Origin of the sequence: Paenibacillus sp. 1781tsa1 (assembly GCF_024159265.1) — a bacterium.
Classification (GTDB): domain Bacteria; phylum Bacillota; class Bacilli; order Paenibacillales; family Paenibacillaceae; genus Paenibacillus.
Genome location: NZ_JAMYWY010000001.1, coordinates 6,938,154 through 6,952,740, shown reverse-complemented (window position 1 = coordinate 6,952,740; position 14,587 = coordinate 6,938,154). Strand labels below are relative to the sequence as shown.

5 protein-coding genes are annotated in these 14,587 nt (G+C 46.7%); 4 read left to right on the top strand and 1 reads right to left on the bottom strand.

Going from position 1 to position 14,587, the window contains the following annotated elements:
- The first annotated feature begins 288 nt into the window (after positions 1-288).
- The gene (locus NKT06_RS31030; protein ID WP_253442132.1) at positions 289-1,794 is read left to right on the top strand and encodes a malate:quinone oxidoreductase; all 1,506 of its coding nucleotides are present in this window, start codon (positions 289-291) and stop codon (positions 1,792-1,794) included.
- Positions 1,795-2,063: 269 nt separating this feature from the next.
- On the opposite strand, the gene NKT06_RS31025 is transcribed toward NKT06_RS31030, so the two are convergent.
- Positions 2,064-5,159, bottom strand: coding sequence for a hybrid sensor histidine kinase/response regulator (locus NKT06_RS31025; RefSeq protein WP_253442130.1), 3,096 nt, complete (start codon positions 5,157-5,159; stop codon positions 2,064-2,066).
- 177 nt (positions 5,160-5,336) lie between these two features.
- Here NKT06_RS31025 and NKT06_RS31020 point away from each other — a divergent pair, with 177 nt between their 5' ends.
- The 3 genes from NKT06_RS31020 to NKT06_RS31010 all read left to right on the top strand — a co-directional run bounded on the left by NKT06_RS31020 (position 5,337) and on the right by NKT06_RS31010 (position 14,548).
- On the top strand, positions 5,337-6,473 hold the full coding sequence (locus tag NKT06_RS31020) for a response regulator (RefSeq protein ID WP_253442128.1): 1,137 nt from the start codon (positions 5,337-5,339) through the stop codon (positions 6,471-6,473).
- Between the two features lie 285 nt (positions 6,474-6,758).
- Entirely contained in the window at positions 6,759-12,098 is a 5,340-nt protein-coding gene (locus NKT06_RS31015) for a DUF8202 domain-containing protein (RefSeq protein WP_253442126.1), read from the top strand.
- Between the two features lie 341 nt (positions 12,099-12,439).
- On the top strand, positions 12,440-14,548 hold the full coding sequence (locus NKT06_RS31010) for a TerD family protein (protein ID WP_253442123.1): 2,109 nt from the start codon (positions 12,440-12,442) through the stop codon (positions 14,546-14,548).
- Positions 14,549-14,587 lie beyond the last annotated feature (39 nt).

Genomic DNA, 14,587 nt, shown 5'->3' with positions numbered 1-14,587 from the left:
ATTTGATTCCCTAAGTCCGACTAAAACCGGGCTCCTTTCTTTGTTTTGAACAAATATATCTTTCAGGCCTATAACCGGGCTAACGTTCCGATGTAAACTAGCGTATACTGATGGAATAGCAAATATCTTGAAATTGCATATTTAAATTGCTCTATATTATTGATACACTAGATCAAGGTATATTCATTCAGAGAAGGTGCGACCCCGTTCAAGAATGGGCTTGCTGCAAATGCCAAATCGATAACGCTTACATCCTTTTGGCAAATATAGGATATAAGGACGGTAGACATGAGCCAGGGACAAACGAGTACAGATGTGATCTTGATTGGTGCCGGAATTATGAGTGCAACTTTGGGAACTTTGCTAAAAGAATTGGCACCAGACTGGAATATTAAGGTTTTCGAAAAGCTAGCCACTGCAGGAGAGGAAAGCTCCAACGAATGGAATAATGCCGGAACCGGGCATGCTGCATTGTGCGAACTTAACTATACCGTTGAACGACCAGACGGAACCGTAGATATTAGCAAAGCAATTAAAGTGAATGAACAATTTCAGATCTCAAAGCAATTTTGGTCCTATCTCGTCAATAGCCGTCTGATTCGTAATCCGCGGGACTTCATTATGCCGATTCCTCATTTGAGTTATGTACACGGAGAGAGCAATGTCCAGTTTTTGAAAAGACGTTATGACTCCTTGTCGAATCACCCGTTGTTTGCAGGCATGGAATTCTCGGATGACAAGAAAGAGCTGGCGAAATGGATGCCGCTGATGATGAAAGATCGTACCAGTAATGAACCTGTTGCAGCGACCAAAATTGACTCCGGTACGGACGTTAACTTTGGTGCTTTAACGCGTATGCTGATCAAACATATGAAAGAACAAAACGTGGGTATCCACTACCAACATAGCGTGAAGAATATGAAACGTACCAGCGATGGACAATGGGAATTATCCGTGAAAAACCTGAAGAGTGGTGCAGTCGAACGCCATAAGGCGAAGTTTGTCTTCATTGGCGCCGGCGGCGGAAGTCTGCATTTGCTCCAGAAGACGGGCATTCCGGAAGGCAAACATATCGGAGGATTCCCGGTCAGTGGCATCTTTATGGTGTGCAAAAATCAAAAAGTCGTGGAACAGCATCACGCCAAGGTATATGGCAAGGCTTCGGTAGGGGCTCCGCCAATGTCCGTTCCGCATCTGGATACCCGATTTATCGACAATAAGAAGTCGCTGTTATTCGGACCGTTTGCCGGGTTCTCGCCGAAGTTCCTGAAGACGGGTTCCAATGCCGACTTAATCACGTCGGTTAAGATGCACAATCTGCTTACGATGCTCGCAGCAGGTGTCAAAGAAATCTCTTTGACCAAATATCTAATTCAACAACTCATGTTATCGAAAGAACAGCGTATGGCAGAATTGCGTGACTTTGTTCCGGGTGCGAAGAGTGAGGATTGGGATATGGTTCTTGCAGGGCAGCGTGTTCAGGTCATCAAGGATACCGTTCAAGGTGGCAAGGGTACGCTCCAATTCGGTACAGAAGTAGTCACATCTGCTGATGGAACAATCGCGGCTTTGCTGGGTGCATCACCGGGTGCATCCACCGCGGTTCAGGTCATGCTTGAGATTCTTCAGCGTTGCTTCCCGCAGCATATGGAGGCATGGGAGCCGAAGATCAAGGAAATGATTCCATCCTATGGCATATCACTTGTTGAGAACCTGGATCTTCTCAAAGAGGTTCATTCTTCAACAGCCAAGGCACTGGGATTATCGGATGAAAAACATGTCCTTCACGTATAGCGATTAATCTAATCGTGTTAGATAATAATTAAGCCAAAAAAGAGCTAAGCCGGGATGAAGCCCGTGCTTAGCTCTCTTTTGGTTTGTTTGGTATATCTCAAAGTGAAGCTGAACCTGGATATAGGTATGAACACAAATATGAATATGAACCACTGAATATGCCCAGCATCGTATGCACCTTACACCTCAAGTGCGCATGCGGCACATGTTGCATAGAGCATCGAGTACAGATTGCAGTTCAAGAGTTAGAGAGTAATTTAACTTGTCGTTCAGGCTCTTGTGCTGCGGTCCAAAGGGATGACAAAGGAAACTTTCGTACCTTGGCCCGGCGAGCTGACGATGGTCAAACCTTGTCCGTACATCTGGGTCAACCGGCGATGTGTATTGGTTAATCCAATGCCTCCAGTTCCGCCGGGACCTTTCTTGGGCCATGCCAGTGCCCGTTCGATCTGCTCGGGCTGCATCCCCACACCATCATCCTCAATCTCAATGAGGGTGGACGCTGTTTGGTTGATGATTCGGATATGCACGGTTCCACCCTCAACTTTACTGAGAATACCATGTCGAACAGCATTCTCAATGAGCGGTTGAATGGTGAGTGGCGGCAGGCATAGATCAAGATCATCGGGAATATCCCAGATGACGTTCAACCGATGCATGAATCGTTCTTTCTCAATGTAGAGATAGGCGCGGGAGAGATCCAGCTCATGAGTGACCTCAACCATTTTCTCCGAATTGACAAAATGAAAGCTGGTCTGCAAGTACTCGATAAAAGCATCGCCCAGCTTCTGCATTCGCTCCGTGTCCATCTCACTAAGAACCATGATTGAATTGAGCGTATTAAAAAGAAAATGGGGCTGGATCTGCGCTTGTAAGTAGGCAGCCTCCATGCGCAGTCGCTCATCAATGGATTGTTTCAGCACAATCAGTGATCCAATGCGATGCCTCAACTCAACGGCATCAACAGGCTTGGTGACATAGTCCGTTGCACCGGCCATGAATCCGGCATAGATATCGGCCGGTTCGTTACGGGCCGTCAATAACAGGATGGGAAGCTCAGAGACCGAATAACGTTTGCGTACGTTCTCGGTCAGTTCATAACCGGACATATGAGGCATCATGACATCGGCAATTAGTAAATCCCACGGCTCCGTATCCAGTAACTCAAGTGCCTCAAGCGCGGAAGCCGCAGGTTGAATATGATAGGGTTCATTCGCCAGCATAGAGATTAGCACTCGCAGGTTTACAGGATCATCATCGACGGCAAGAATACGGGCGACAGTCTTATCATGAGAATGGGATAAGGTCTGCTGCTGCGGCTCTGCAATCGCGATTTCATCAAAGCCATGAGCCTCCCATCGCTGTTCAGTCTGGTCAGCCAGCGATGCGGTATCTTCCCGTGGAAGCGAGATCTGGAAGATTGATCCTTGCCCAGGTGCAGATTGTACAGTGAGCTGGCCGCCATGGAGTTCGGTGAGCTGCCTGCTGATATGGAGACCAAGGCCAATTCCTCCACTTAATCGAGCCTCTGGGGTCCCTTGTTCATACGCTTCGAATATTCGCTGTTGCATCTCTTCACTTATGCCCACACCTGTATCCGAGACTTGAATTAAAATGCTTTCTCCATGTTCCCGGACAGATACGGTAATCGTACCTTCATCGGTAAATTTGAGTGCATTATGCAACAAATTGTAGAGAACCTGAACAAGTCTCCTCTCATCGGCCTGGATAAGTGGCAGTGTATCTGGAATGTCCACCTCCATATGGACAGGCTTGCCCTCTGCCATGAATCGGAACATGCCGATCACGCCTGGGATGACAGATGCAAGAGATAAGGGTTTCTTCTGAAGCGTAATCCGCTTCTCCTTCAGGCGAATCACGTCAAGGAGATCATCAACCAGTTGGGACATGCGTCGGCCGATGGTAACTAATAGCTTCATGTCTTCTGCCTGCTGTCCGCCTGATTTACGCCGTTCACGGACCGCGATGCTCTCCGCAATATTGATGATGCCATGCAGCGGTGTACGCAGTTCATGAGCTGTATTCACAAGGAACTGATCTTTCTGTCGATCCTCCTCTTTGAGCTGTTCGTACAACTTCTCGATTTCGCTTGAGTTACGGAAGTATTTTCGGAACCAATAGGCAGAGAAGCCGAATATGGCTGCAATCACATCAATGGGGTAATACACGTTGGTAATTTCGTTACGTGAATTCACGATTCCCCACAATACGCTGGATAAACTGCTGGTTGCCGCAAAGAGCAGAAAGCTTGCGTCACTTCGCTTCTCCGCTGCCATGCGGAAGAACAGGTACACAGACCAGCCAATGGCAAACAGGTAAAGGAAATCAGATAGTCCAATTTTAAGGACATGGTAGATCAAGGTCACCGGTGCGATCAGCAAAAATACACAGTACACACCAAGCACACTGGCGTAGATACGAAACAGTTTACGGCCTTGTAGACTATGGGAGAAACTTCGAGCCATCTGTAGAAGAAAGAATGCGAACAATGGATATGAGAACGCTTTGGCCTTGACGATCCAGGTGAAGTTGAGTGGAATCCAACTCAATAACAGATTGTCATGGTCAGAGGTGACCGTTAGGGCAGCTACCAGTGTTAGCATCGAGAACGTCAGCAGAGCTCGTTCCTTGCGGATAAACAGGAACATCACAAAAGCGTATAAGCTGTGCAAGATCAGTATGGCGAACGTAATCTTTTGCAGGTCAATAGATAATCCCCGTTCACTTCCAATGGCTTCTGGAGAGCCGAAATAGAGAGAGCGTGTGATCCCTCCGCTATAAGGGTCATCAAAGTTAGCTGTCTGCACCAGAAGATTGATTTCGGCGGAACCGTCAAGCGCATAGGAAATCGCAAATGCAGTCCTTTCCGGTCGATAGGCTTCGGCATGGGTGGCGGGTTGACCAAATTCGGCAACAATGGTCCCGTTCATCTCGATAATGGATGAAGTCTGGATTTTCTGAGCCCAGAGAGAGACTTCCTTCACGGATGGATCTACAAGTATGCGAAGACGGTATGTTCCATATCCAAATGATGATGAGGATTGGGGTAACACATTCCGCCAGTCACCGGGAACTTGTATGGGTGCGGATGAGGAGTCTGCTATTTTAATATCACGATTAGAGATTAACGCATGGGGGTGAAATTCCCATTCTCCATCCAGGGATATGGGTGAAGCGTTGGCGAGGTCCCAGCCTCGAAGGTCCAGCACGCCTTTAGCGGGTTCAGGATGTTTGGGTATAGTGAAAGACTCAGACCATATCCAGCGAAAGCCAAGCAAAATAGTCAGGAATAGAATCGACAACAATACATATCGGGGTATCTTTTTATAGGTTAATAGTTTCATGGCAGACTTTAGTTTTCGACAGTTTACTCCAAATTCCTGCATGCCCTCTGGTAATGAAGAACATTTTTTTCAATACCGGAACATAAATTCTATATTCGAATGATAGCGGTACCACATCAGGATTTATGGTAAAATTATAGATTAAAGGATGATCAGTGAGCCAGAGGAGTTGTGCATATGAGAGTGATTTTGGTAGATGATGAATATCTCGCTCTGAGCAGGTTGAACAAACTGTTGGAAGAGAGAGAGGATTGTGAAGTTATCGGCTCTTTTTTGACGGCACAAGAAGCCATCGATCAGATCGAACTTCATCTGCCGGAAATCGTCTTCATGGACGTACAGATGCCGGGGATGAACGGGATTGAGGCGACCGAACGGATCCATGAGGTTTCCCCTGGAACAGAGGTTATTTTTACAACAGCCTATAACGAACATGCATTGACGGCCTATGGGCTTGAAGTGCTGGACTATATTATGAAGCCTGTAACGCGTGACCGTTTGGAAAAAACGATGAAGATGTATCAACGCCGAACGGTGCCAGCAAGTCTGAATATAACAGAAGGGCCATCCATGGTCATCCGCTGTCTGGGAATGCTCCAGGTCCAACTGCACCCGAATGAGCCGCCAAAACATATGAAGTTCAGAACAACCAAGATCAGAGAATTATTCGCCTATTTACTTCACCATCGGAACAAACCGATTAAGCGGGACACGCTGCTTGAACTGTTGTGGCCCGAGTTGGATGAGCGGAGAGGCATATCCAATCTGCATAGTGGCATCCATCGCTTACGCAGCATGATGAACGAATTCATGGGCGAAGACAAGATGTTCATTCGCTATCAGCAGTTTGGTTATCTATTGGAAACGGGAGAATTCCGAATTGACGCGGAAGAATGGGAGAGTCGTCTTAACCAATTGTCTCTATTATCTTCGTCTACAATAGCTGAACATCGGCAGACTTCAGATCAATATGAAGGCAAATATTATGGCGAGGATGATTACGTATGGGCCGAACTGGAGCGTCAGCGCTTGCATGCCCTTTGGCGTAACCACGCCATGCAGCTTGCACAATACTATATTGAACTGGAACAGCACACGGATGCACTCACGTTATATCATCGGGTTCAGCAATTCGAGCCATCATTGGAGCAAGTTGGACTGGCGTTAATGAAGACCTATGATCGATTAGGCAATAAAGATCCTGTGATCGCTCAATATAATCAGTTAGTTACTGCGTTAGAGCAAGAAGCGGGCATACGTCCTGGCTTGGAAGTGGAGTTGTGGTACCAGCAATGGAAACAATCCAATATGTAATTGACAATATTCAGCCTTGCAGCTTCATTTGCAAGGCTGTTTTTTTGTTGTATTTGCTGGCGAAAGGTTTGGTAAGAGTTTGGTGAGAGGCTTTGTGTAGAATAAGTGCGATGTGGTGAGATTCCACAACGGAGCACAGATCATTTAGGAGCGATGAACATTTTCAAATAAGGGAGGCATGTTCATTAAGCAAAAAAGGGGACATTTCAGCAGGACGAGTTCCATTTTTAAGTGCAATTGATTCGAATTATAAAATGATAGTGAACAAAAGGAGGATGTACAGCGTTGAGAATAATTAAAGTAATGCTAATGTCGATATTGTCACTTGTCATTGTGACCACATCTGCGTTCACACCAATGCCTATTGCCATGGCAGCGGACAGTATATTCTACGTATCATCGATCGGCAATGACGAGAACGAGGGAACAGAGGAAGCTCCCTTTTTAACAATGAATAGAGCTCTAACTGAAATTACAGGCTCAGGGCAGATTGTTCTATTAAGCAATCTTTCACTGAATGACGTGTGGACTGTTGCTGCTTCAGGAAAAACAGTTACGATCACATCTGAGGAAGGTAACAGATACTCTATTCTTCGAGGCGAGGAATTTAAGAACAGAGATCTGATTCGGGTGCCGAATGGAAACATTACATTTGAGAATGTGGATATAGACGGTAATCATGTTGCTACCAACCAAGCGATCTATGGGATGCAAGTAACGGGCGGTAAGGTGATGCTTAAAAATGTTGAGGTTCGAAATCACTATGTCACAACTGGGGGCTCAAGTACGGCAAGCGTTATTGCAGCACTTGGAGGAACGGTAGTCATTCAGGATGGCACACGGATTCACCACAACCGGATCACCGGAAAGCTGGCAAATAACCCTCCTTCTCTCCTTGGTGCAGGTAGTGGAGGAGTTGTAGAGATTCAAGACGGAATCATTACTGAAAATGAAATTTCTGCGGATGGTAATGGTGTCATTGTTGGTATTGGGTTATCTGGCAAGCCCAGGTTTATTATGACAGGCGGGCAGATTACGGGTAATATTCTATCGGGTAATGGAATAGATGCTGATGGACAAACGATTGGGAATGTTGCTGTGTATATGCGGGGAAGTGCCGCCGATGCTCGTTTCGATTTCGGAGGAACAGCCTATGTATATGATAACCTGAATACCGAGGGTGAACAGCGTAACGTTTACTTAAAAAACACGTCGGCCACCGGCAGTGCATATCTGACATTGGTTAACCCTTTGCAGACCGGCGCGAAGGTTGGTGTATACGCTAATATTATGCCTGATGACGTAACGAACCCAGTCGTTGATATTGCGATTGGCGGGGGAGGTTACCTTGCACAAATAGCGGATCAATCCTATTTCGTATCAGATATCAATACGACTGCAGCGGTTGCGTATGATAATCAAGCGAATAAGGTTATTCTGACGTACCGATTGCCAGTCAATCTGGTACTGGATACTCCCTTGAATCTTTCTACCGTGGGTGCCAAACCTACTTTGAAAGGTTCCGTTACATCTGGTGCCGTGGTAACCATTACAATGGTAAACAAATCGGACCCAGCTAAGAACGTTGTCGGTGAAGCTACAGTCAACCCAGACGGAACATGGGAGTTCACACCTTCCTCTGCATTGTCGCCTGGAGAATATACATTGAGGGTTACAGCAACGAATAATGGAATCTCTGCTGAACCTGTACGCAGGGATATTACTGTAGTAGACAAGTCAGTTCTACAAGGCAAATATGAGGAAATTACAGGTGAGAACCTGGAAGAATCAAAATATACATCAGACAGTTGGACTGCACTTCATGATGCGCTGAACACAGCAGAACAAGTGCTAAGTGAACCAAATGTAACTCAAGAGCAAGTCAACAACGCGCTTCAGGAACTAACAAATGCACGTACAGGGCTTACCCTGGTGAATGGTGGAAGCACAGCGGGTCCCGGTGGAGTGGGTTCTCCTTCACTATGGCTTCGATCTGATCTGGGTATGGAAGTTACCAGCGGCCAGAAGGTGAGTACCTGGGAAGATCAAGGTAGTAAAGTAAATAACGCAACACAAGATGAGGTCGATAACCAACCGACTTATTGGAATGACAAGAATCATAATATTAATTTTAATCCGGTATTGGAATATGACGGAACGAAAACTTTCATGAATCTGGATGTAAATAAGCTTCCCCAAGGGAAGACTGCCAGATCAATTATTACGGTTAGCAAAACCAGTAAAACTGGAGGCATCAAGTATATCATTTCCTGGGGAGCCCAAACGAGTGGTTATACGGGTATAGGGATGCTTCAAAATGGTACAAGAGGCGGCTTGACCACATTTAACAGTACCATGAGTCAGACATTATACACTCCTGAGGGGTTCCTAGGAACGACGTTCCCGAATGAGCAATTTGTGACTTGGACAGGCGGGAATACTGAATCTAACATAGCTAGATTGTACAGTAAAATGAAGATAGTGCAGCAACTAGGTGCAGGTGGATATGGACAGGATGTTCCCAAGTCCTGGGATACCGGCAACTCTGGTGGAGCAGTAGTCGGTAAGCTTATTCCAGCAACTGCAAGTGTTGAACATTGGCAGGGCACGATTGAAGAAATTATCGTATACGATCATGCTCTGACGGACGAGGAACGCCAGAAAGTGAGCACATATCTGGCGATCAAATACGGGTATACGCTGGATCAGACGACAGCGAATTCATATGTCGATTCAAACATGGCTACGATCTGGGATTCAAATGTGAACGCAGCCTATACCCATCGAATTACAAGCATCGGGCGAGATGATCAGAGCGGCTTGCTGCAGAAACAAGCCAAGGCGCAGGAATTGGGGTCCATGTTAACGATTGCATTGGGCAACCGTATCGAGGATACCAATTCTGCGAATCAAAATAATATTTCAAACGATTCTTCTTTCTTTATGTTTGGTGACAATGGAGCAAGTACTGAATTCAAAACACCGATCACAAAAGATGAGAAAAAACTGCTTGGGATGGAGCGTATCTACAAAGTACAGAAAGCAAACTGGACTGAATCACAGATTACACTTCAGGTAGACGTAACGGGAGGTAGCCCGGTGTTGCCTCAGTATCTTGTGATCAGCGATGATGCTCAATTTGGTAATCCAAACTCGTTACATTTAATTCAGAACGGCCAAGTAACTCTTAATACTTCGAATTTTGGTCCGGATTCGTACTTTACCATTGCAACTGCTGCCACTCCTTTGTCGGCGCCAGTCATCACAGTCATCGATGATGAGTTGACATGGGAAGCAGTTGAGCATGCAGATAAATATGAAGTAACGATCGAAATGGAAAATGGTACGAAGCGTACAGTGGAGGTGCCTGGAACGGTACTTAACCTGTCGCAATTGGAACCTCCGCTGAAGGCTGGCGCCTACACGGTGACAGTTACAGCGAAGACGAACAATCCAGCATATGCAGACTCAGAAGCATCGAATGGGAAAAGTTATGTTGTTATTATTGACAAGGCGAAGTTGAAAGCCAAAATCGATGAGATTAACGGTAAGATCGAAACAGGCGAACTGGACACAGAGGAGTACACGCCAGAAACATGGCAAACGCTGCAAACGGCGTTAGAAGTTGCTCAATCCGTGTTCGATGACGAGAATGCAACATCGGAACAAGTGGAAAAAGCGTATCAGGATTTGGTAGATGCCCAGGAGGGTCTTACCAAGAATCCTGGTACTGGCATCGACACGTCAGCGCTAAAAAGCGAATATGATAGAATCAAGGCTGAAAATCTAACTGAAGCGGAATATACACCAGGCAGCTGGGTAGCACTCGATAATGCGATGAACGAAGCAGAGCGAGTGTTGAATGATCCAACGGCAACCCAAGCACAGGTAGATCAGGCGCTTCAAGATCTAACTGATGCGAGAACGGGCCTTACCAAAGTGATTGGTAATGACACATCAACGCTGCAAACGTTGATCCCATCCACAGGAAGCTTGTCACCGGCTTTTGATCCGGCTAAAGACACGTACACCATCTCTGTGCCGAATAGCGTATATCAATTCCAGCTCACGCCAACGGCACTTGATCCACTTGCGAAGATTGAAATAGCGGTTGGAGATGGAGAATGGAACGAGGTTTCAAGTGGTACTGTAAGTGAGAATCTACCGCTCCAAGTTGGTGGAAATAAGATCGTTGTTAGAGTAACGGATTCACTTGGAAATGTTACGGAGTATAAAATCAACGTGACTAGAGCATCCGGTGACAATGGTAACAACAGTGGAGGCAACAATGGCGGCGGTGGAAATACGGGAGGAGGTAACGGTGGAAGCACTCCTGCACCTGCGCCAGTACCAACGCCAACTCCGGCACCCGTGAAGGATAATCTGGAAACAACCCGGGATGGCAGTCATCAACCATTTGCTACATCCAAACCATCTGACAACAAAGAAACATTGGTTCAAGTTGATCCAGCCAAGCTGAAAGATGCCATGTCACAAGGCACAGGTCAGCAATTCGCCATTCATTCGCCGAATGATGGGGATATGAAGGTGGACGGATTAACCCTTGAAACACTGAAACAATTAGTAGATCAAGGTTCCAAACTAAACATCAGCAATCCGCTGGCAATCTATCCGGTACCTGGCGGTAAAATGGACTTGAATGGTGTATCTGGACAGCTTGGTAATGCAGCATTGAATGATATTGATGTCCATATCGATATCGCACGTTCATCGGATACGTTGATTGACAGCGCCGAAACGAGAGCCGCATCCCAAGGATACGAGCTACTTGTCACACCGGTTGATCTGGATCTCACCTTCTCAAAAGATGGACAAACGGTTCGTTCCGGGCTACTGAACGGCTATGCACCGAAATATATTGCACTGCCGGAAGGGATCGATCCGAACCGGATTACAACAGGCGTGATCATCAACCCGGACGGTAGCATCTTCCATGTACCAACGGTTGTTACTAAAGTCGATAGCCGTTACTACGCGCTTATTAATGACTTGCGCAGCAGCGGAAGTTACTCGGTCATCTGGAATCCGCAGGATTTTGAAGATGCCAGATCCCATTGGGGCAAAATTGATGTGAACAACATCGCTGCGAGATTAGATCTGAAAGGTAACGGAGATAACACGTTCTCCCCGAACCGTCAGGTTACTCGTTCTGAGTTTGCCGAGATTGTAGTACTTGGACTGGGCTTAATGCGTCAGGATGCACCACAGAATCTATTCCCTGACGTTAACAATTCGGCATGGTTCCGCAATGCGGTAGCCCTTGCGAATGAATTCGGTATCGTTCGCGGTTACGATAATGGAAACTTCTACGGTAATCAGGAAATCACACGTGAGCAAGGATTTGCTATGGTTGCTCGTGCCTACCGTCTGATTGAACCGGAAGCTTCAATCAGCCCGGATCAGGTGAATGCTGAACTCGAACGTTACAGTGATGCAGCCAATGTATCGAATTGGGCGAAAGAAGATGTAGCCCAGTTGATTGCCGCTGGAATCATCCAAGGTAACGGGCCAGAGATTCTGAGTCCGAAGACCACAATGACCCGTGCTGAGGTCACTGCATTGATTGCAAGAATGTTGAAAGTAACCAACTTGATTGATCAATAAACGCAATCTAAAACGAAAAGCCTTTGCTGACATTGGGGGTCGGCAAAGGCTTTTCCCTATTTCATTAACCTTATGCATTTCATGTCGTAATACTTTTGCCCTGTTGGAAGATCGTGGAATCTGAGATGATGGGTTCACCAGAGGTTCGGGTGACAAATTTTGAACCGCTGGCCTTCAGGCTATTGCGATCCTTCCTTCTACAATCATTGGAGATCATAGGGTCGCAGCTCTCCTGAAGATCTCATTATCAGAGAGGAGGCGTCCAGGCTATCATATTCCCTTCCTTCTAACCCTAACCTTTCATGTTATATAGGGATGTGGCTTTCCTGGACTCTTTTATCATGAACAATACGATCTATTTGCGCAGAGCGAACAAACTCATCATTGAACCCAACGAAGGGAAGCAACAGTTGCCGAAGACACACCTGGCGACTGCCCTCAAGAATATTGAATCACTCGGATACACTTTCTCGGATGAGCTAATGCGGGCGATGCGGCAGCTGTCCATGGAACAGTTTGAAACCGTATATATTCAACTTGTGGCTGATCTGAGAGTCATGGTCGGCGCACATGTGAAGTACACACCGATGTATGCAGGATTCCCGATGCAGGTGATGCAAGCGGATGAAGAGGAGTTATACCTTAACGCAATGATTCATTATCTGACCAACCTGAATGTGGTCTATACGGATCAACCATCTGTGGAGAGAATGCCTTTGCTGGAGAAGACGGACTTAAAACTCATTGGTTTGGGAAACAAACAAGCATTCCAGACGCTCATTCGCCAGATCATTGAAGCGAAAGGCTCCATCTCTGATACGGACAAGAAAGATATCGATACCGTGTTGAAGCATGCAGACCCAGAAGAAGTGGATGCGATTCTACCCGCCGAGATTCCGTTCAAAGAAAATGTAGGCTTCGTGGTCTCCTCGCTGCTGAAGCATGAAAAGGCGAATATCGACCGGATTGGTCCGTATTTCAAAACGGCAAGTGATGTCTTGCGTCTGGCTGTTGCCTGGTCGGATGGGGATGTCAGCCTCGCTGATGCGTCTCCCTTCCGGAAATTCAAACGGCGTGAGAGACGACTTTTACTCGGATTACTGGAGCAATGTAGCTCCATCACGGAAGATATGCTGCGATATAAGGATCGCTGGATTCGCCTTGGCGAAATTCTGCATCCGTCGGAATATAAGCTTCGGTATCCACGATGCGAAGAAGCCTTTGATATTTTGCGTAATAATAAGCCGTATTCGACCTTCAACGGAAGTGTGGAGCTTGCCTTCCAATATCGGAATGTATGGAGTTTAATCGATCTGTTATCACAGCGTCCAGGTGAATTCGCGAGAAAACTGGATCACGTGCTGCGGATGACTCAAGATGAAGCGTATGTACTGTTGGCCTTTGGTGAAGTGGCTGCACAGGTATCCACGCCGGTGTTGTTACAGGTGAGACAGCATTTTGCACAGCGGAATGAAACCTCGGATTTGCGGGTCTTTTTTCCGAAAGGAAATGTGGCGAAGGCTTTTGGTATCCCGAATGAGCTGCCGGAGCTTGACGAGGCGGTCTGCCAGGAAGTGGTGCAATTGTGCGAGCAGGCCTTGATTACACGGTTTGCTGACTTTCCAGCACTCGGGAAGACGTATATTGATGAACGTCTCCAGCACTATCTGGTTCCTTTTTCACAACGATCCGCGAGCAAAGCTCTGCGAACCATTGTGCGTGGAAGCCGCATCCCGATGGGTGAAGGTGACACGATACGTTTCTTCAGCTGGTGGAAAGAGGGCGAAGTAGACGGCACACCTACGGGGCGTGTGGATATTGACTTGTCGGCGGTCATGTATGACGAGAATTGGAATTACGTGGAACATATCTCCTATACCAATCTGCGATCTGTCAAATACAAAGCGACCCATAGCGGGGATATTGTGACTGCACCACATGGTGCAAGTGAATTCATTGATCTGCATATGCCTTCAATCGTGGATTATGGCGGACGTTATGTGGTGACGACATTGCATTCCTTCACCAGCCATCCATACTGTAATTTGCCGGAATGTTTTGCAGGCTGGATGATGCGCAAGAAGCCGGGCTCGGGCGAAATCTATGAACCAGCCACCGTCCAGAACAAAATCGATATCACTGCCGACACCCAGTTAGCCATTCCTGTTATTCTCGATCTGGTCGAGCGAACAATCATCTGGACGGATCTGGCGCTGACCAGATATCCTGATTACTACAATAATGTAGAGGGGAATCAGAAAGGTATCGTGCTGATGGGGAAGGCGATGACCACATTACGCAAACCCGACCTGTATGACTTGTTCATGCTGCACGCCAAGGCGAGAGGTAAGCTGGTGGATACGAAGGATCAGGCCGATACCATCTATGCGGTTGATGAAGGCGTTACGCCGTATGATATTGAAAAGATCATGGCGGAATATCTGGCTTGAGTCCAAGCACATATGACTATCGGGTAAGAACAGAGAAGA